Origin of the sequence: Burkholderia sp. BCC0506 (assembly GCF_902833145.1) — a bacterium.
Taxonomy (GTDB): domain Bacteria; phylum Pseudomonadota; class Gammaproteobacteria; order Burkholderiales; family Burkholderiaceae; genus Burkholderia.
Window position 1 is genome coordinate 34,114 of record NZ_CADFEN010000001.1, and the last position, 18,584, is coordinate 52,697.

General features: G+C 66.4%; 13 protein-coding genes. 5 read left to right on the forward strand and 8 right to left on the reverse strand.

Features of this window, described 5'->3' with window-relative positions; translation table 11 throughout:
* Window positions 1–10 precede the first annotated feature (10 nt).
* Window positions 11–652 carry an HD domain-containing protein gene (locus HWX62_RS00090; RefSeq protein ID WP_175931242.1) on the reverse strand — a complete coding sequence of 214 codons (642 nt, stop codon included), beginning with the start codon at window positions 650–652 and terminating at the stop codon, window positions 11–13.
* A 173-nt stretch (window positions 653–825) separates the two neighbouring features.
* Between HWX62_RS00090 and HWX62_RS00095 the strand changes: the two genes are divergently transcribed.
* From HWX62_RS00095 to HWX62_RS00105, 3 genes are all read left to right on the forward strand, one after another.
* Window positions 826–1,791 (forward strand): GlxA family transcriptional regulator, encoded by a 966-nt coding sequence (locus HWX62_RS00095; protein WP_175931243.1) that lies wholly within the window; start codon window positions 826–828, stop codon window positions 1,789–1,791.
* Between the two features lie 289 nt (window positions 1,792–2,080).
* A complete protein-coding gene (locus tag HWX62_RS00100) occupies window positions 2,081–2,392 on the forward strand; it encodes a DUF4148 domain-containing protein (protein ID WP_175931244.1) in 312 nt (103 codons plus the stop codon).
* Between the two features lie 286 nt (window positions 2,393–2,678).
* Entirely contained in the window at window positions 2,679–3,392 is a 714-nt protein-coding gene (locus HWX62_RS00105) for a dienelactone hydrolase family protein (protein WP_175931245.1), read from the forward strand.
* Between the two features lie 133 nt (window positions 3,393–3,525).
* Here HWX62_RS00105 and HWX62_RS00110 read toward each other — a convergent pair whose 3' ends face one another.
* The 4 genes from HWX62_RS00110 to HWX62_RS00125 all read right to left on the reverse strand — a co-directional run bounded on the left by HWX62_RS00110 (window position 3,526) and on the right by HWX62_RS00125 (window position 10,567).
* The gene (locus tag HWX62_RS00110) at window positions 3,526–5,028 is read right to left on the reverse strand and encodes an efflux transporter outer membrane subunit (RefSeq protein WP_175931246.1); all 1,503 of its coding nucleotides are present in this window, start codon (window positions 5,026–5,028) and stop codon (window positions 3,526–3,528) included.
* Window positions 5,029–5,030: 2 nt separating this feature from the next.
* Window positions 5,031–8,222: an efflux RND transporter permease subunit gene (locus HWX62_RS00115; RefSeq protein WP_175931247.1), complete on the reverse strand. Its 3,192-nt coding sequence runs from the start codon at window positions 8,220–8,222 to the stop codon at window positions 5,031–5,033.
* 15 nt (window positions 8,223–8,237) lie between these two features.
* Window positions 8,238–9,476, reverse strand: coding sequence for an efflux RND transporter periplasmic adaptor subunit (locus tag HWX62_RS00120; protein ID WP_175931248.1), 1,239 nt, complete (start codon window positions 9,474–9,476; stop codon window positions 8,238–8,240).
* A 209-nt stretch (window positions 9,477–9,685) separates the two neighbouring features.
* Window positions 9,686–10,567, reverse strand: coding sequence for a LysR family transcriptional regulator (locus tag HWX62_RS00125; RefSeq protein WP_175931249.1), 882 nt, complete (start codon window positions 10,565–10,567; stop codon window positions 9,686–9,688).
* A 596-nt stretch (window positions 10,568–11,163) separates the two neighbouring features.
* Here HWX62_RS00125 and HWX62_RS00130 point away from each other — a divergent pair.
* On the forward strand, window positions 11,164–12,132 hold the full coding sequence (locus tag HWX62_RS00130; protein ID WP_175931250.1) for an AraC family transcriptional regulator: 969 nt from the start codon (window positions 11,164–11,166) through the stop codon (window positions 12,130–12,132).
* Between the two features lie 297 nt (window positions 12,133–12,429).
* Here the strand turns inward: HWX62_RS00130 and HWX62_RS00135 are convergent, their stop codons facing one another.
* Together HWX62_RS00135 and HWX62_RS00140 are read right to left on the reverse strand one after the other, a co-directional pair.
* On the reverse strand, window positions 12,430–13,380 hold the full coding sequence (locus HWX62_RS00135) for a LysR family transcriptional regulator (RefSeq protein WP_175931251.1): 951 nt from the start codon (window positions 13,378–13,380) through the stop codon (window positions 12,430–12,432).
* Between the two features lie 293 nt (window positions 13,381–13,673).
* A complete protein-coding gene (locus tag HWX62_RS00140; protein ID WP_175931252.1) occupies window positions 13,674–14,972 on the reverse strand; it encodes an adenylosuccinate synthase in 1,299 nt (432 codons plus the stop codon).
* 140 nt (window positions 14,973–15,112) lie between these two features.
* On the opposite strand from HWX62_RS00140, the gene gcvA reads away from it, so the two are divergent.
* Window positions 15,113–16,018 (forward strand): transcriptional regulator GcvA, encoded by a 906-nt coding sequence (gcvA, locus tag HWX62_RS00145; RefSeq protein ID WP_175931253.1) that lies wholly within the window; start codon window positions 15,113–15,115, stop codon window positions 16,016–16,018.
* Between the two features lie 153 nt (window positions 16,019–16,171).
* Here gcvA and HWX62_RS00150 read toward each other — a convergent pair whose 3' ends face one another.
* Complete coding sequence (locus HWX62_RS00150; protein WP_175931402.1) at window positions 16,172–16,486, reverse strand: DUF4148 domain-containing protein; 315 nt, start codon at window positions 16,484–16,486, stop codon at window positions 16,172–16,174.
* Between the last annotated feature and the right edge of the window lie 2,098 nt (window positions 16,487–18,584).

The following is an 18,584-nucleotide window of genomic DNA, read 5'->3' on the forward strand; positions in this document are numbered from 1 at the left end:
TCGTGCGTGGTCAACCAGCCCATGCGGACGACCGGATCACGCTGCAGAAGTTGCCCGCATGGAAATGCGGATCCTTGTCCGCGAGCACGTCGGCCTTCACGTTGCCGAACGTCGTGCCGGGCTTGTGCTTGATGCCGTCGTAGAACGCCTGGATGATGTCCTCCTTGAAATGCGGCGTGCGCGGATGCGCGCGCACGACCGCTTCCCGCTCGCTGTCGCTGTATTCCGGATAAGCGAGGCCCAGTACGTCCATCTCGACGCCCGCGGTGACCAGCGCGACGACCGGATGCATGTGCTGCGGAATGCCGGGCGTGGTGTGCAGTGCGATCGCGGTCCATACGACGTCGATGTCCTGTTGAGAAATCCCCTTTCCCTTCAGAAAATCGCGAGCGGCGTTCGCGCCGTCCACTTCGAAGCGTTCGCATGCACTGCTGTGCTTGTGCGTGAGCCCCATGTCATGGAACATGCAGCCGCAATAGAGCAGCTCGGGATCGTACTCGAGCCCGCGGCGCCGGCCCGCCAGCGCCGCGAAATAGAACACCCGGCTCGAGTGCTGGAACAGCAGATCGGATTCGGTATCACGCACGAGCTCGGTGATCTCGCGCGTCAATCGGGTATCGGGAAGGGTGATGCCGGCAACGTTCACAGTCATGATCGACCTCCGTGGAAGATACCCTCGATTCTCCGGAGTCCGACCGGTGTCTCCCATGGACGTATTACGACAAATCCTGCCATTTCGCGTGACGAACGGACACGGTGCCTGCGCCGCGACGCCAGCGCCCCTATACTGCTGCGCATCAGGTCCGATACGACACGCAATCGATCATGCCGAAGGTCGTGGGTATTTTCGCCGTTCCGGGCGTTCAGCTGCTCGATGTCTCCGCGCCGCTCGACGTGTTCGCGCAAGCGAACGCCGAATGCGGGAAACCGTTCTATGCGTTGCGGATCATCGCGAGCGGGGCCGGTGCGATCCGCAGTTCGTCCGGCGCACGGCTCCTGCCCGACTGGGTCGCGCCCGACATCCCCGAGCGCATCGACACGCTGCTGGTCGCCGGCGCGCCGCACGCCGGCCAGATCGTGCTGCGCACCGACGTCCTCGCATGGCTGCGCTCGGCAGCCGTGCAAAGCAGGCGCTACGGCTCGATCTGCACCGGTGCGTTCATCCTCGCGGCCACCGGCCTGCTGAAAGGGCGTCACCTGACCACGCACTGGGCCGCCGCCGATGCACTGGCGCAAGCGTATCCGTCCGTCGTCGTCGACGCCGACGCACTGTACGTGCGCGACGGCAAGCTGCGCACCGGCGCCGGCGTCACGGCCGGGCTCGATCTCGCGCTCGCGCTGGTCGAGGAGGATCTCGGCCGCGAGATCGCGCGGCGCGTCGCCGCGCAACTCGTGATGTATTTCAAGCGTCCGGGCGGACAGCTCCAGTTCAGCCGCAAGGGCGAAGCGCGCCCCGCCGGGCGTTCGGTGCTGCAGGAAGTCCAGCGCTGGATCGCCGCGCATCCGGAACTCGAGCATTCGGTGGCCGAAATGGCGAAGCATGCGGGCATGAGCCCGCGCCATTTCGCGCGGCTGTTCCGCGCGGAAGTCGGCATGACGCCGGCCGCATGGGTGGAGGCGACGCGCATCTCGGTTGCCCGCCGGCTACTCGAGGACGGCCACGACACGCCGAAGCAGGTCGCCGCGAAATGCGGGTTCGCGAACGTCGATACGCTCAGGCGAGCGTTCACCCGGCATGTCGGCATCACACCGGCCGAATACCGGAAACGGCAGGCGATCCACGCTGCGTGAGGCGAAACGAGCGACGCCGGCGGCCTCGCAAAAAGATACTTCGGGATACGATTCAACGATTCGTCCCGCTTTTTCCGCGCCGATCGACCCGATCGCTCTCCAAGACCCGCCTCCTGCTCCGGTACGCCAGCAAACTTCGGACGAAATGGCGTGCCGCGCGAATCGTTTACCCAGTTGCAATAATGATTCGCCGCAACGCGTATTTCCGACCGGTAACGCGATCGTTACGATGCGATCAACCGCTGAACGCAACGAGCGAAGCGCGAAATCAACAGAACCGGAGGTCACCATGAAGTCGTTCGTCACCGCTGTCGTCGCCGCGACTGCCCTGTCCGCGTCGTACGGCGCATTCGCCCAATCGAACCCGTCGGGCCAGTTGACGCGTGCCCAGGTGCGTGCGGAGCTCGTCCAGCTCGAGCAGGCCGGCTACAAGCCCGAAGTCTCCGATCCGTATTACCCGCGTGCGCTGCAGACCGCCCAGGCCCGCGTGACGAACGCCGACGAAACCGGCTACGGCGTGCAAGCCGCCGCCGGCGCCCGTGCCGGCCGCGCGATCGCGGTCAAGCAGGAAGGCCGAGACTCGATCTATTTCGGCCAGTAAGCCGGATACGCGCCGGCGTATCCCCGCATATTCGCGACATATTCCGATACGCAGGTCGTCCACGCGACACCCCGCTCCCGTTCATCGGGGCGGGGTGTTTGCTTTCCGGCCGTCCGCTGCGTGCGCCGGGCGCGTGCCGCGCGGCGCCGTTCACGCAAGCGTGCGGGGTTTGCGCATAGAATGGCCGCGTGGTCGGCGTCGGCCAGAACGAACGCGAGCGGTGTCACGGCGCCCGCTGGCCGGCCCGATGTCGCACTCGGCGCATTTTTCGAAAAGGAGCGGTTTCATGTCTCAAACATCCGGTTCCATGATCACGTTTCGCCGCCCGGACGGCCAGGAACTGCAGGGCTATCTCGCCACGCCGGCACGCACCGAAGGCGCGCCCGCGGTCGTCGTCATCCAGGAATGGTGGGGGCTGAACGACCAGATCCGCGGCGTCGCGGATCGACTCGCGCGCTGCGGCTACTTCGCGCTCGTACCCGACCTGTATCGCGGCAAGTCCACGGTCGAGGCGGAAGAAGCGCACCACCTGATGACCGGCCTCGATTTCGGCGACGCCGCGTCGCAGGACATTCCCGGCGCGGTCACGTACCTGAAGACGCTGGCGCCGCGGGTCGGGGTGACGGGCTATTGCATGGGCGGCGCCCTCACGCTGCTGTCGCTGCAGTACGCCGAAGCGGACGCCGGCGTCACGTGGTACGGCTTTCCGCCGCTCGACTACATCGATCCGGCCAAGCTCAAGGTGCCGCTGATGGGGCATTGGGGTACGCAGGATGCGTTCTTTGCGATCGATCAGGTCGACGCGCTGGAAAAGAAGCTGACCGATGCGAAGGTCGGGTTCGAATTCCATCGCTATCTCGCGCACCATGCGTTCGCGAACGAAACGGCCGTCGGCCCCGGCCGCATCGCCGGCACGCAGTTCGATCCGGTGTGGTCGCAAGTGGCGTGGGATCGCACGCTCACGTTCTTCGGCCGGACGCTCTGGACGACGCACGCGTGACGTAACGCCACGCGCAGCACGCGCGACGGCATGAAAGAAAACGCCACGGATTCGCGTCCGCGGCGTTGTCGTTTTCACATCGCGTCGGTGCGGCGGACCGGCGCGGCCTGGCCGCGCCAGCCGTGCGTCGTGCTCACCCGTTCGTCGCCGCCCGGTAGTCGACCGGTGCATCGGGCGCGCGCGGCGCTTCGCCGGCGCGCTGGATCCAGCCGCCGCCCAGCGCGCGGTACAGGTCGACCAGGTTCGTCCAGCGTGCCAGACGGGCATTGATCAACGACTGCTGCGCGGCGTACAGATCCGTCTGCGCGGTCAGCACCGACAGGTAGCTGTCGACGCCGTTCCTGTAGCGCAGGTCCGACAGGTCGAAGCGACGCTGCTGCGCGTGTTCGTTGCGCTCGAGCGCCGCGATCTGCTGGTCGTACGTGCCACGCGCGGCAAGACCGTCCGCCACTTCGCGGAATGCCGACTGGATCGCCTTCTCGTAGTTCGCGATCTCGATGCGTTTCTGCACGTTCGCGAGATCGAGGTTCGCGAGGTTCTGCCCGCCCTCGAAAATCGGCAGCGCGATGTTCGGCGCGAACGACCACGCCGCCGTGCCGGCCTTGAACAGGCCGCCGAGCGTCGGGCTCGCGGTGCCGAACGCGGCCGTCAGCGAGATTCTCGGGAAGAACGCTGCGCGCGCCGCGCCGATGTTCGCATTCGCGGCCAGCAGCGTCTGCTCGGCCTGCATCACATCCGGACGGCGCGTGAGCAGATCCGACGGCAGCCCGGCCGGCACGTCCGTCAGCAGGTTCTGCGCGTCGAGCGGCATGCCCGCCGGCAAGTCGTCCGGCAACGGTTCGCCGATCAGCAGCACCAGCGCGTTCAGCGCCTGCGCGCGGGCACGTGCCTGCGCCTGCTGGTTCGCGAGCGCCGTCTCGACCACCGTCTGCGCCTGCCGCAGCGCGAGCTCGGAGCCCGTGCCGTTGTCGAACTGCAGCTTGGTCAGGTCGTACGACGCCTGCGCGGACTTCAGCGTGTCCTCCGTGACCTTCAGCAAGTCGTCGGTCGACAGCAGCGTCAGATATTGATCGGCCACCTGCGACACCAGCGAGATTTCCGACGCCTGCCGAGCGTATGCGGTCGACAGGTATTGCGCGAGCGCCTGATCCTTCAGGCTCTGCACGCGGCCGAACAGGTCGAGCTCCCACGACGCCGACAGCCCGACGTTGTAGACGCGCGAAACGTAGGCCTGATTGGTCGGCGAAACACCTTGCGGATAGCGCTGGATGTTGCCCGTGCCCGTCCCGTCGAGCGTCGGGAACAGCCCGGCACGCGTGATCTGGTACTGCGCACGCGCCGCCTCGATGTTGAGCACCGACACGCGCAGGTCGCGGTTGTTCTTCAGCGCGATCTCGATGAGCCGCTGCAGGCGCGGATCGACGAAGAACTCGCGCCAGCCGATGGCAGTCGCCGCCTGGCCGTTCGCGCCGCGCGCGCCGGCCGCGCCCGGCTGCGTCGCATAGACGCCGCCGGCCGGGTACGCCTGCGCGACGGGTGCGTCGGGCCGCCGGTAATGCGGCGCCATCGTGCAGCCCGAGGCAAACAGCGCGGCAGCCAGTGCAGCCGCGGTTGCAGTCAAAGCGTGTTTTTGCATCGTTACTGCCCCTTCGAATCGTGTGCGTCGTCGTGACCGCGTTGCAGGTCGCCCTGCACGAGACGCCATGCGTCGTCGACGTTTTCCGTCTCGCCGCCGAAGATCGCACGGACCCGCACGAAGAACATCGGGATCATGAAAATGGCGAGGAACGTCGCCGTGATCATCCCGCCGATCACGCCGGTGCCGATCGCGTGCTGACTGGCCGAGCCCGCGCCGTTGCTGACCGCGAGCGGCAACACGCCGAGAATGAACGCGAGCGACGTCATCAGGATCGGACGCAGCCGCAGGCGCGACGCCTCGATCGCCGCACGCACCGGGCCCATGTTCCCGCCCGCCTGCAGCTCGCGCGCGAACTCGACGATCAGGATCGCGTTCTTCGCGGACAACCCCACGGTGGTCAACAGTCCGACCTGGAAGAACACGTCGTTCTCGAGGCCGCGCAGCATCGTCGCGAGCAGCGCGCCGACCACGCCGAGCGGCACGACCATGATCACCGAGAACGGAATCGACCAGCTTTCATACAGCGCCGCGAGACACAGGAACACGACGAGGATCGAGATCGCGTACAGGATCGGCGCTTGCGAGCCCGACTGGATTTCCTGGAACGACAGCCCCGTCCACGAGTAGCCGATGCCTTCCGGCAGCTTGCTCGCGAGCGCTTCCATCGCCGCCATCGCCTGGCCGGTCGACTTGCCTTGCGCGGCCTGCCCCTGGATCTCGATCGACGACACGCCGTTGTAACGCTCGAGCTTCGGCGACCCGTAGATCCAGTGGCCGCTGGAGAACGCACTGAATGGCACCATCCCGCCCGAGCTGTTGCGCACGTACCAGATGTTCATGTCTTCCGGCGTCATCCGGAACGGCGCGTCGGCCTGCACGTACACCTTCTTGATCCGGCCGTCGGTGTCGAGGAAGTTGTTCACGTACTGCGACGCCCACGCGATCGAGAACGTCTGGTCGATCGCCGCGGCCGTCACGCCGAGCGCGTTCGCCTTCTCGCGATCGATGTCGACCTTGTACTGCGGCGTATCGTTCAGCCCGTTCGGGCGCACGAGCGCCAGCGCCGGATCTTTCGCGGCCATCCCGAGCAACTGGCCGCGCGCGGCCATCAGCGCTTCGTGACCGAGGCCGGCGTTGTCCGTCAGCTCGAAGTCGAAGCCGGCGGCCGTACCGAGTTCGGGAATCGACGGCGGGTTGAACGGAATCACCATGCCGTCCTTGTACGTCGAATAGTGCGCGAAGGTCCGGCCGATCAGCGCCTGCACCTTCTGGTCCGAACGCTGGCGCTGCTCGTACGGTTTCAGCTTCACGAACACGAGGCCCGCATTCTGGCCGCGGCCCGCGAAGCTGAAGCCGTTGACCGTGAACACCGAATCGACCACGTCCTTCTCCGCGGTGGTCAGGTACGTGTTGATGTTGTCGAGCGTCCTGCCGGTCGTTTCCTGCGTGGAGCCCGACGGCGTCTGCACGATCATGAACATGTAGCCCTGGTCCTCATCGGGCAGGAACGACTTCGGCAGGCGCGCGAACATCACGCCGACCGCGAGGAACACGGCCAGATAGATCACGAGCCAGCGGCCCGAGCGCCGGATCACGTGGTTCACGCCGCTCGTGTAGCGATCGCGGCTGCGGTCGAAGGTCCGGTTGAACCAGCCGAAGAAGCCCTTCTTCTCTTCGTGATGTCCCTTCTCGATCGGCTTCAGGATCGTCGCGCACAACGCCGGCGTCAGGATCAACGCAACGAGCACCGACAGCACCATCGCCGACACGATCGTCAGCGAGAACTGGCGATAGATCGCGCCGACCGAGCCGCCGGAGAACGCCACCGGCACGAACACCGCCGACAGCACGAGCGCCACGCCGACGAGCGCGCCGGTGATCTGGCCCATCGCCTTGCGGGTCGCCTCCTTCGGCGACAGCCCCTCTTCCGCCATCACGCGCTCGACGTTCTCGACCACCACGATCGCATCGTCGACCAGCAGGCCGATGGCGAGCACGAGACCGAACATCGACAGCGTGTTGATCGAGAAGCCGACGATACCCATGATCGCGAACGTGCCGAGCAGCACGACCGGCACCGCGATCGTCGGGATGATCGTCGCCCGCAGGTTCTGCAGGAACAGGTACATCACGAGGAACACGAGCACGATGCCCTCGATCAGCGTCTTGACCACTTCCTCGATCGACAGGCGCACGAACGGCGTCGTGTCGTACGGATAGTGCACGACGAGACCATGCGGAAAGTACTTCGACAGCTCGTCGATCTTGGCCCGCAGCGCGGTCGCGGTCGCCAGCGCGTTCGCGCCGGTCGCGAGCTGGATGCCGAGCCCGGCCGTCGGCTGCCCCATGTACTTCGTGTCGAACGTGTAGTTCTCCGAACCCAGCGCCGCACGGCCGACGTCCTTCAGGCGTACCTGCGAGCCGTCCTGGTTGACCTTCAGCAGGATGTTGCCGAACTGCTCGGGCGTGCGCAGCAGCGTCGATTCGGTGATCGTCGCCTGCAGCACGGTGCCCGGCTTCGCCGGCGTGCCGCCGATCTGGCCGCCCGCGATCTGCACGTTCTGCTGCGAGATCGCGGCCGTCACGTCGGTCGGCGTGAGGCTGTAGTTGGTCAGCTTGACGGGGTCGAGCCAGATCCGCATCGAGAACTGCGACCCGAGCAGCAGCGTCTGGCCGACGCCGTTCACGCGGCTCAGCGGGTCGAGCACGTGCGAGGCCACGTAGTTCGTCAGGTCCTCCTTCGACATCCGGCCGTCCTCGGAGTTGAACGCGAACCACATCAGCCAGTTGCTGCTCGACTTCGTGACCTGCATGCCGAGCTGCTGCACGACCTGCGGCAGGTTCGGCGTCGCGAGCGACAGCTTGTTCTGCACCTGCACCTGCGCGACGTCCGGATTCGTGCCCGGCGAGAAGGTCAGCGTGATCGTCGCGTTGCCCGAGTCGTCGCTCGTCGACGACATGTACATGAAGTTGTCGAGCCCGCTCATCTGCTGCTCGATCACCTGCGTCACCGTGTCTTCCACCGTCTTCGCGGAAGCGCCCGGGTAGTTCGCCTGGATCTGGATCGTCGGCGGGGCGATCGTCGGATACTGCGCGATCGGCATCTTGAAGATCGATGCGACGCCGGCCAGCATCAGCACGATCGCGATCACCCACGCGAAGATCGGGCGATCGATAAAGAACTTGGCCATGAAACGGACTCCCTGTTATTGCGCGCTCGACGCGGCGGCCGAACTCGCTGCGGCATGGGCTGCGGTACTCGCCGGCGCGGCGCTTGCCGGGGCGGCGGAACCGGCGTCAGGCGCCGGCGCGAGCTGCGCGGCGACGGTCTTCACGGTCGCGCCCGGACGCACCTTGTCGACGCCCTGCACGATCACGTGATCGCCCGCCTGCAGACCGCCTTCGACGATCCAGTTCGGGCCGTACGTGCCGGTCGTCGTCAACGGACGCATCTCGACCTTGTTGGCCGCGGTCACGACCAGCGCGACCGCCTGCCCCTTCTGGTCGTGCGTGACGCCGATCTGCGGCACCAGGAACGCGTTCTCGTTCACGCCTTCCTCGATCCGTGCGCGCACGAACATGCCCGGCAGCAGCACGCGGGTCGGGTTCGGGAACACCGCGCGGATCGTCACCGAGCCGGTGGTCTGGTCGACCGTCACGTCCGAGAACTGCAGCTTGCCGGCTTCCGAATAGGTCTTGCCGTCTTCCAGGATCAGCGACACCTTCGCCGCGCCCGGGCCGCTCGTCTTCAGGCGCCCGCTCTGCACGTCCTGGCGCAGCTTCAGCCCTTCGAGGCTCGACTGAGTGAGGTCCACGTACACCGGATCGAGCTGCTGCACCGTCGACATCAGCGTCGCCTGGCTCGCCTGCACGTACGCGCCCGGCGTCACCTGCGAGATGCCGACGCGCCCGGTGATCGGCGACACGACATCCGTGTAACCGAGGTTGATCTGCGCGGTGTCGACCGCCGCCTTGCCGGCCGCGACGTCCGCGGCAGCCTGCCCTTGCGTGGCGACCGCGTTGTCGTAGTCCTGCTTGCTGACCGCGTTCGCGGCGACCAGCACCTTGTAGCGCGCGACCAGCGCGTTCTGCGTGACGAGGTTCGCCTGCGCCTTCGCGAGCGTCGCCTTCGCGCTGTTCAGCTGCGCGATGTACGGCGCCGGATCGATCTTGTAGAGGCGCTGGCCGGCCTTCACGTCGGTGCCTTCGGTGAATTCGCGGCGCAGCACGATGCCGTCGACCCGCGCGCGGACCTGCGCGACGAGGAACGCACTGGTGCGGCCCGGCAGTTCGGTCACTGCCGGCACGGCTTGCGGCTGGACGGTGACGACGCCGACCTCCGGCGTTGGCGGCGGCGGTGCCGCTTCTTTTTTCCCGCACGCGGCCAGGAAAACGGCAGCCGTTGCGGCAGTGATTAAGCGGTATGGAACCCGTTCGACACGCATGGAGCGACCTCTCACAATTAGACGACCTTCAATGGGAATCACCGGATCTCCTCATGGCTCTGACGCGCGGCGGATCTGCGGCGCCTTGTCCGCCGCGGATGCGGACGCGTGTTGCGGGTGTGCGTTGCACCCGGCGAAGCGTTCGTGGGTCGAACTGCTTCCGAAGAAAGAACGGCGGGCCCGCGTTGTCGCGGGGTTCGGCCAGACCGCTAGCGCGCGGGCCGGAATGCGGCGCCCGCAAATTCGATGAACGCGCGCGCGGCGGCCGGCAGACGTGCGGCACGCGCATACGCAAGCTTCAGCGTGACGGGCGCGAGCGGGTGGACCGGAGCCACGCGCACCAGCGTGCCGGCCGCCAGATCGGCGTCGACGAGATACGCGGGCAGCACCGCCGCACCCATGCCGGCCACGGCCAGCCGCCGCGCCATCTCGAGATGGCCGACGCCCGCGTTGCCGGGCGCTACGCCGGATCGAATCCCGGCAGCGAGGGCGTCATCGGCCGCCGGCAGCTCCAGCCGTACGGCGGCGATGTCCGGCCAGTCGCCCGACGCGGCCGCGCCGCCGTGCGCCGCGACGTAAGCCGGCGCCGCGACCCGCACGGTTTCGTACGCAGCCAGCGTATGCAGCGCGTGCGCGCCGGACACCGGCATGCCGTCGGTCAGGAACGCGACGTCGATCTCCTCGGCGCTCAGGTCGACGTGGGCATCGGTCAGTGTCACGGTCGGGCGCACGTCCGGAAACCGGTGCACGAAGCGATCGAGCAGCGCGCTCAACTGGCTGAGCCCGAACGCGACCGGCGCGGCCACGCGCAATACGCCTTCCGGCTTGCTGCCCATCGCGACGAAACGGCCGTCGATCTCGTCGATCGCACCGAGAATCCGCTCGACGCGTGCGAGATACAGCTCGCCGATTTCCGTGAGCGACTGATGGCTCGTGCTGCGTTGGAGCAGGCGCGCACCGAGGCGCGTTTCAAGCGCGTCGACCAGCCGGCTCGCCATCGCCGTCGACACGCGTAGCCGCGTCGCCGCCCGGCGAAACCCGCCTTCCCTTGCCACAGTCACGAATGCCCGAATCGATTGAAGTTGGTCCATTTGTCCGGATTCCCCTGCGCGGACGACTGCCCGTATGCCTGCGCCCGACACCGCGCCGCGACCGGCCCGCATCGGCCCGGCCAATGCGGCGGCGCCGACGCCGGCTCGGCCGGGTCGGTCGGCACGCTCGCGACTGGCACGCACCGGCTTGCAACGGACGCAAACCGGCCTCGGCAAGCCCGATGCACGATCGTTCGATAGCAGTCCTGAGTCTTTCCCGGCGATCCGTGGCAACGACGCACGCGGCAAAGCCGCGCGGCGGCCGCGCATCGCGCGGACGGTGTGGCCCGCAACCTCCGGGCACGCTGAATCGCATCGCCTTCAGCAGGTGCAATGGTAGGGAAACCGCCGGGAAATGGCTTGCCCGATCCTGCGATTGTTTTGCCTTAATTTCCGAACTTGTGCGCTGCACACCGTGCGCGGGCGGCCACACGGTCGCCGACCCTGCAGGTCCGGATGATCGGGCTAATTTCGGACAGGTTTAGGCAATCGTGCGCACGCAACTGGTCGTACGATGTGACCGCCGTGCCTGCGCTTCGACAGGGGAGCGCGGCTGCGCGCATTGCATCGCCCACTCCGCCAACCGCTCACGCAACATGGAAATCGACGCTCGAACGCCACCGCAACCGCGCACCCCGCCGGATCACGACGCCCGGTCGCCCGCGGGCCGGCTCGCGGCGCTGATCGCCGCGTACGCGCCGCACGACGGCATGTTCGACCTGCCGCTGCGCGGCATGCGCGTCGCACGCGCTTCCGCGCCGCCGCCGCAGTGGAACCACGGCGTGCACCGCGCGTGCCTGAGTATCGTCGGGCAAGGCGCGAAGTCGATGCGGGTCGGCGACGACACCTACTCGATCGACGAATCGCGGATGCTGGTCGCCATCGCCGACTTGCCCGTGGCCGGGCGCGTGACGCGCGCGAGCCCGGCCGAGCCGTTCCTTTACGTGCAACTCGCACTCGATCCGCACCGCATCGCGACGCTCACGCCGGTCGTCTTTCCGCACGGACTGCCGAAAGCCGTCGACTACGGCGCGCTCGACACGCTCGACACGACGCCCGAAATCGTCGACGCCGTCGCGCGGCTGCTGCAACTGATCGCACAACCCGACGACCTCGACCTGCTCGCCCCGCTGATCGTCGACGAAATCCTCATCCGGCTGCTGCGCGGCCCGTCGGGCGTGCGCGTCGCGCAGATCGGCGACGCCGGTTCGACGACCCAGCGCATCTCGCGCGCCGTCGCATGGATTCGCGACCATTACCTCGACCCGATGGCGGTCGATTCGCTCGCGCGACAGGTGGAGATGAGCCCGTCGACCTTTCACCATCACTTCCGTGCGGTCACGTCGATGAGCCCGTTGCAATGCCAGAAGGTATTGCGACTGCAGGAAGCGCGCCGCCTGATGTGCCTGTCGGCGATGGATGCGCGGCAGGCGTGCCGAAGCGTCGGCTATGTAAGCGCGTCGCAGTTCAGCCGCGAGTACGCACGGCTGTTCGGCGACGCGCCGGGCCGCGACGTCGCGCGGCTGCGCGGCGAGGCGGTGCCGCTGTCGCGTGTCGCGCCATGAGCGGATTCCGCGTGCGACGAGGCTGCCCGCCGCGAACCCGGGCGTCGGGCTACACCCTCATGCGAGCGGACGGCGCAGCCACGCTGACGTCGACGCAGCGCGCACGGCGAAACGCGAGCGCCACGGCCGGCTCCGGATTCCCCCGGCGCTTCGCGAATTCGACCGCGCCCTGCGCGCATCGTTGTCCGGACCGGTCCGCGCACATGCATTCGTCGATCGTCATTAACCAAGGACTACAAATTATTCATATCGCACCGAAAGCCAGTGCGCGGTACTCACGTACCGACCTTGCGTGAATCAGGCATGACGGGACGCACAGCAAGCGTTCAACGCAGCCTCGTCAGCGGCCAGCATCTCGGGCACGCATTCCCGCAGGAAATCGACGAACGTCCGGATCTTCGCATCGAGATACTGACGCGACGCATACAACGTATAGACCGTCAGCTTCTGCAAGCGGTAATCGGGCAACACGCGCACCAGCGCACCGCTCGCGAGCGCGGGCAGCGCAGCCGACATCGGCAGCGGGCCGATCCCGAGCCCCGCGCGCAGCGCGGCGCCGAGCGCATCGGCGATATTCACCTGGAAATCGGACTCCGGCAGCTCGACCGTTTCGCGGCCGTTCGGGCCGTCGAGATGCCAGCGGTCGCGCGGAAAGAGCGACGTGACGAGCCGCAGGCACGCATGCCCGGCGAGATCGCTCACGGTGCGCGGCGTGCCGCGTGCCTTCAGGTAGGCAGGCGACGCGCACAGCACGCTGCCCACGTCGCCGAGCCGCTGCGACACCAGCCCGGAATCGGGCAGCTCCGTCGTGCTCAACTGCAGCGACACGTCGTAGCCTTCGTCGATGATGTCGGGCACGTGCTGCGACAGCGTCAGCTCGACCGCGACCGACGGATAGCGTTCGCGGTAGCGCACGACCGCGGGCATCACGTAGGACTGGCCGAAACTCGTCGTCGCGTGAACGTGCAGCCGCCCGGACGGCTTCGCCTGTGCATCGGCCGCCTCGGCCTCCGCTTCGTCGATATAGCCGAGGATGCGCTGGCAGCGGTCGAGATAGCGCTGCCCGGCGTCGGTCAGCGCGATGCGGCGCGTGCTGCGGTTGAGCAGGCGCGTGCGCAGATGCGTTTCGAGTTGCGCGACCGAGCGCGACGCGTAGGCCGTCGTGATGTCCAGGCGCTGGGCCGCGCTCGTGAAGCTGCCCTCCTCCGCGACCCGGACGAAAATGCGCATCATCTGTAACGTATCCATCGACCTGCCCCTGGGGATTGTCACGCGCGCCGCCGTGCGGCCACGGCGCCGGCACACGCCGGTCTGGCGCGAATTGTGCGGAACAGTACAGCAGCGTTGCAGGTGTGTCCAGTTCGCCGTACGCGACACGATCCGCATGCCGAATCGTGTCGCCGAGCCGCTCGCCGCGCGGCATCCGAAGCGGGCGGACATGCGTATCGAACGTACCGACGAGGCCAATATCGGCAGGTGGCAAACCCTGCCCGCCGACCGTCGCGCCGCACCTCGATCGAGGTCCCTTCCCGTCTCGCGCGTTACGCGGCGCCCACCGCATCGAACGGATTGCGCAACACGATCGTGTCGTCGCGCTCCGCGCCGGTCGTGATCATCGAAACCGGCGCGCCCGCCACGGCTTCGATGCGCGCGATGAACTCCCGTGCCGCCCGCGGCAGCGCCGCGCGCTCGCGCACGCCCTTCACGGAGCCCTGCCAGCCTTCGAACCGTTCGTAGACGGGCTTCGCGCGCGACTGCGCGTCGAGGCTCGCGGGCAGATGATCGACGCGCGCGCCATCCAACACGTAACCGACGCACAGCGCGATCGACTCGAAGCCGTCGAGCACGTCGAGCTTGGTGAGCGCCAGCGAATCGATGCCCGAGATCCTGACGGCCTGGCGCAGTTGCGCGGCGTCGAGCCATCCGCAGCGTCGCGGCCGGCCGGTGTTGACGCCGAATTCCTGTCCGCGCGCACGCAGCGTTTCGCCGGTGGCGTCGCTCAGCTCCGTGAGGAACGGGCCGCCGCCGACCCGCGTCGCATACGCCTTCGTGACGCCCAGCACGTGGCCGAGCTTCGCGGCACCGAGCCCGGTGCCGGCCGCCGCGGCCGATGCCACGGTGCCCGACGACGTCACGAACGGGTACGTGCCCCAGTCGATGTCCAGCATCACGGCCTGCGAGCCCTCGAACAGGATGCGTTCGCCGCGATCGGCCGCGTCGTTCAGGTCGGCCCAGACGGGACGCACGAACGGCAGGATCTTCGGTGCGAGCGCGAGCAGCGTCGCCCGCATCGCGTCGCGATCGTATTCGTCGAGCCCCAGGCCGCGGAACCACGCGTTGTGATGGTCGACGAGCACGTCGAGCTTGGCGGCGAGCCCGGCCGGTTCCGCGAGATCGCCGACGCGCAGCCCGCGACGCCCGACCTTGTCCTCGTACGCCGGCCCGATCCCGCGCAGCGTGGTGCCGATGGGTTCGCGGCGCAAACGCTCCTGCGCCTCATCGATCGCACGATGAATCGGCAACACCAGCGTCGCGTTCTCGGCGATCGACAGGTTGTCGGGCGTCACCGACAGCCCGAGCTCGGCCATCCGGCCGATTTCGGCGAGCAGCGCCTCCGGGTCGAGCGCCACGCCGTTGCCGATCACGCCGCGCTTGCCGCGCACGATGCCGCTCGGCAGCAGCGCAAGCTTGTACGTGTTGCCGCCGACGACCAGCGTATGGCCCGCGTTGTGGCCGCCGTTGTAGCGTGCGACGAGATCGGCCTGCGCCGCCAGCCAGTCCACGACGCGCCCCTTGCCTTCGTCGCCCCATTGGGCGCCCACTACCACCACGTTCGGCATGCTCCGTACTCCATGTGAGAATTTCAGACACTCGTTCGGCCCAACAGGGCGTTTGTATGCCATATTGGCGGAGCAGGATCACCCGATCAAACGATTAAACCTGAACCATTGTGTGAGTAAATTTCACGCGAGGCGATGCAATGGCCCGACGACTCCCCCCGTTGAATTCGCTGCGCGCATTCGAAGCCGCCGCACGGCTCGGCAGCTTCACGCTGGCCGCCGACGAGCTGTGCGTGACGCACGGCGCGATCAGCCGGCACGTGCAGCAACTGGAAGCGTGGCTCGGGCGGCCGCTGTTCGAACGCCACAACCGGCGCGTCGAACTGACCGCCGCCGGGCGCGCGTACCTCGCCGAGGTCGGCGCATCGTTCGACCGGATCGCACTCGCCACCGCGCAGCATTTCGGCCACGCGCAGCAGCGCGTGCTGCGCGTCAGCGCGCCCGCGACGTTCTCGCTGCGCTGGCTCGTCCCGAAGCTGTCGTCGTTCCAGGTCGCGCACCCGGCCATCGAGGTACGGCTGTCGACGTCGAACGAGCCGATCGACAAGCTGCGCGACAAGGTCGACCTGATCGTTCGCGGCGGCCCGCAGGCCGTCGACGGGTATGTCGCGGAGGAATTCCTGTCCGAAGTCAGGCTGCCGGTGTGCGCGCCGAAGTTGCTGGAGGGCCGGTCGCTGGATACGCCTGCCGATCTCGCCGGCTTCACGCTGTTGCACGCGGCAACCTATCCGGGCATGTGGCCGGAATGGCTCGCGGCGGCCGGGCACCCGAATCTCGTCCCGCGGCACTCGCTCACGCTCGAGCATTTCTATCTGACGCTGCAAGGCGCGCTCGACGGGCTCGGCGTCGCGATGGGGCCGATCGCGCTCGTCGCCGACGACATCGCGGAAGGCCGGCTCGTGCAGCCGTTCAGCGAACCGGCGCTGCCGCCGTGGCGCTACTTCACGTATGTGGCGTCCGCGCGGGCGAATGACGACGCCGTACGCGCGTTCAAGGACTGGCTGAAGGCAACGGGAAGCGCGACTGCATCGGGTGGGCGGGATTGATCGCACCCGCATGCGGGGCGCGCACCGTCACGATAGGCAGGATTCCGAATCGAACTGGATAAGCGTGCGGAACGTGTTTGTCTTCGTGCGTCTCGGAATCGCGACGCACGCGGCAGGCCGCGCATCGAACCGTGGCCTGCCGCCGGACGACGCTTACTGACTTGCTGCTGCGCCGGCCTTCTTCTCTGCGTTCTGCAGGTTCTGCGGATAGTTCGGATCATTGGCCGCCGGCTTGTAACCGGCATCTTCGAGTTTCTTCAGCTCGGCAGTGTTCTTCGCACGCGCGGCCTTGCGCTCGGCTTTGCGTTTGGCCTTGGCTGCCTTGCGCGCTTCGCTCTTCGCCGCCTTCGCGTCCTGTGCAGCCGGTGCGCTGGCGGCGTCGGTCTGCGCGAACGCCGGAACGGCCGAGCCGAACAGGAAAGCGGCTGCAGTAGCAGCCAGCGTGAATTGTCTGATCTGGATTCGCATCGCTGAACTCTCTTTTTTGATGACCATCACGGTTTGAAAGACCATCGAGATACCGCCCCTGCCCCGATCGGTCGTCATGTCGCGATCGGGACCACTGCATCATAACCGTGTCGCGAAAAATGTGGCGCGAACGTGCTGGCGGAATCGGGATACACGTATGGGAGACGGCGCGATTCGTGCGTCGATGACTGTTTCACGGGTGGCGATGTCGGTAGGCTCGTGCGCGACGTGAGGATCGTCGTGCTCGCGAGATCACCGCAGCAGCAAGCGACCCGTGCGTCACATCATCGTTCGACGCGGCTCGAGCGACGGTTTCTCCCATAAACGACCACGATTCGGTTCTTCGGCGATCGAGATGATTACGTTGCATCGTCACGGTGTGTGGTCATCCATTCGGCACCGCTTGCCGCGCCGGGATGCGGAAGGATTCCTGTGCAGGCTCGTTGTCGATGGGCAGGTCCGACGAAAAAGACGAGAGCCGTGCGAGCAATGAAGACGTTGGCCACGACCGAGTGCGCGAATGCGCTGAAACCCCGCGTGAACGAGCAGCGCGCGTTGGATGGACATGCACAAGGCTGTGCAATTTGTCCGTCCATGCGACCGTGCTTGCCGGCGCGTCAGGCACCACACATGGATACCCATCGTTTCATGTTTGCTCCCATCGACGGTTCCTGATGTGGACGGCGCCGTGGCGCGCACAGCTTGCCCGATCCTTTGCTCCGCCTGACCGGTGAGCTTTTACGGGATTTCGCGCACCTGGAAAGGTGAGCACGTTCGGGAACACTGGGGAATTCGACTGCGGTGAGCTTCGGCATCGACGGCATCTTCACGTTGGCGCGCGACGATCCTCGGCGAGTCTCGTCAAGATCGTCCCCGGGGCCCGGTGCTCCGTGCGGCGATATTTCGGCACAGGGTTCGTATTCGGGCCGTGGTCGGAGTCGCTGGCTGTCCCTGATCGGTACAGCATGTCTTACCGAGTGTGGCTCCAAAGGTAGAAAAACGGCCGGAAGGTGGCGATGAAACAGCAGCCTGCGCGGATTCGTCGGGCACAGTCCACAGGCTAGATTTCGCGAGCGGCATCACAGGCGATCGACAGAAACTTGTCCGCAGATGAAGTCTCACGAGTACAAAAAACCACTCGCCTGGCGGCCGGGGATGGTTTCGAACTGCTGTGGAGGAAAGCAACGGGATCCGTTCCGCTGGTCGATCGCGGGATGGCGGGGTCATGCGCAGGTTTTTTGGGTCCCATAAACGGGAACCTCTGCGCCGAATCCGACGATTTCCTCCCATAAGTTTCTACGTTTCGGTGTTTGTGAGTGGGTACTTACCTCTTCGGGAGGCCTTGCAGGGACGGCGTGTTGGACAGGGGCGATTGGATCTGAACCGGCAGATTGGGGCCCTTGGCATCCCACAGACGACTCCCATTGGTAGCGGTTTATGGGGTTCGTTTTTCTACGCAAGCACACGTGTGTTTACATCTTTGGTAAACCACGTTTACTTCTTTAACTACTTTTAGAAGGCTCACAGCCTTGTCTGGTAAGGGTTTGAGGGGTGTTCGGTACCCATTTATGGGAGCACAGGTAGAAGGGTTTGGGGTTTCAGGTCTGTGGATTTGGGGATGGGGGTACCGTGTTGTGGGAAATCAGGGGTGTGGATATGGGGCGAACGTCCCCGGCTATGGGAAATCGGCCGTAAATCGCATTCGGTAGCCGTCTATGGGAACGCATGAAGGTAGCCTTTTATGGGGTTCTTTTCTCGGCGGGCTGCCGGAGGTGTGCGCAGAAATCTTCTTTGGGTAGCCATTTATGGGTGCTCTTGAAGGTATCCATTTATGGGAGGCGGTCTCAATCAATTCGCTGCCCTTCGCTCCAAGCCTCTGTGCAGCTTTCCCATAGGCAGGACCGAGGCCGTGGACAGGTTACCTCTTATGGGGAAACCGGATGGTTGCCGTTTATGGGAGCGATTCCTGCCTGTGCTACGGAAAGCAAGACCATCGACCCTGCCGACAGGTACCCACCTATGGGAATCGACGAAGGTAGCAAGTTATGGGAGGAAACCTCGGTCGTGTTGCAGGGCACCACGCGTCCTCCCGACGATC

Bases quoted from the DNA above. Each gene is read 5' to 3' on its own strand.
- HWX62_RS00090 (WP_175931242.1), bottom strand. From the start codon at position 652: ATGACTGTGAACGTTGCCGGCATCACCCTTCCCGATACCCGATTGACG.
- HWX62_RS00095 (WP_175931243.1), top strand. From the start codon at position 826: ATGCCGAAGGTCGTGGGTATTTTCGCCGTTCCGGGCGTTCAGCTGCTC.
- HWX62_RS00100 (WP_175931244.1), top strand. From the start codon at position 2,081: ATGAAGTCGTTCGTCACCGCTGTCGTCGCCGCGACTGCCCTGTCCGCG.
- HWX62_RS00105 (WP_175931245.1), top strand. From the start codon at position 2,679: ATGTCTCAAACATCCGGTTCCATGATCACGTTTCGCCGCCCGGACGGC.
- HWX62_RS00110 (WP_175931246.1), bottom strand. From the start codon at position 5,028: ATGCAAAAACACGCTTTGACTGCAACCGCGGCTGCACTGGCTGCCGCG.
- HWX62_RS00115 (WP_175931247.1), bottom strand. From the start codon at position 8,222: ATGGCCAAGTTCTTTATCGATCGCCCGATCTTCGCGTGGGTGATCGCG.
- HWX62_RS00120 (WP_175931248.1), bottom strand. From the start codon at position 9,476: ATGCGTGTCGAACGGGTTCCATACCGCTTAATCACTGCCGCAACGGCT.
- HWX62_RS00125 (WP_175931249.1), bottom strand. From the start codon at position 10,567: ATGGACCAACTTCAATCGATTCGGGCATTCGTGACTGTGGCAAGGGAA.
- HWX62_RS00130 (WP_175931250.1), top strand. From the start codon at position 11,164: ATGGAAATCGACGCTCGAACGCCACCGCAACCGCGCACCCCGCCGGAT.
- HWX62_RS00135 (WP_175931251.1), bottom strand. From the start codon at position 13,380: ATGGATACGTTACAGATGATGCGCATTTTCGTCCGGGTCGCGGAGGAG.
- HWX62_RS00140 (WP_175931252.1), bottom strand. From the start codon at position 14,972: ATGCCGAACGTGGTGGTAGTGGGCGCCCAATGGGGCGACGAAGGCAAG.
- gcvA (WP_175931253.1), top strand. From the start codon at position 15,113: ATGGCCCGACGACTCCCCCCGTTGAATTCGCTGCGCGCATTCGAAGCC.
- HWX62_RS00150 (WP_175931402.1), bottom strand. From the start codon at position 16,486: ATGCGAATCCAGATCAGACAATTCACGCTGGCTGCTACTGCAGCCGCT.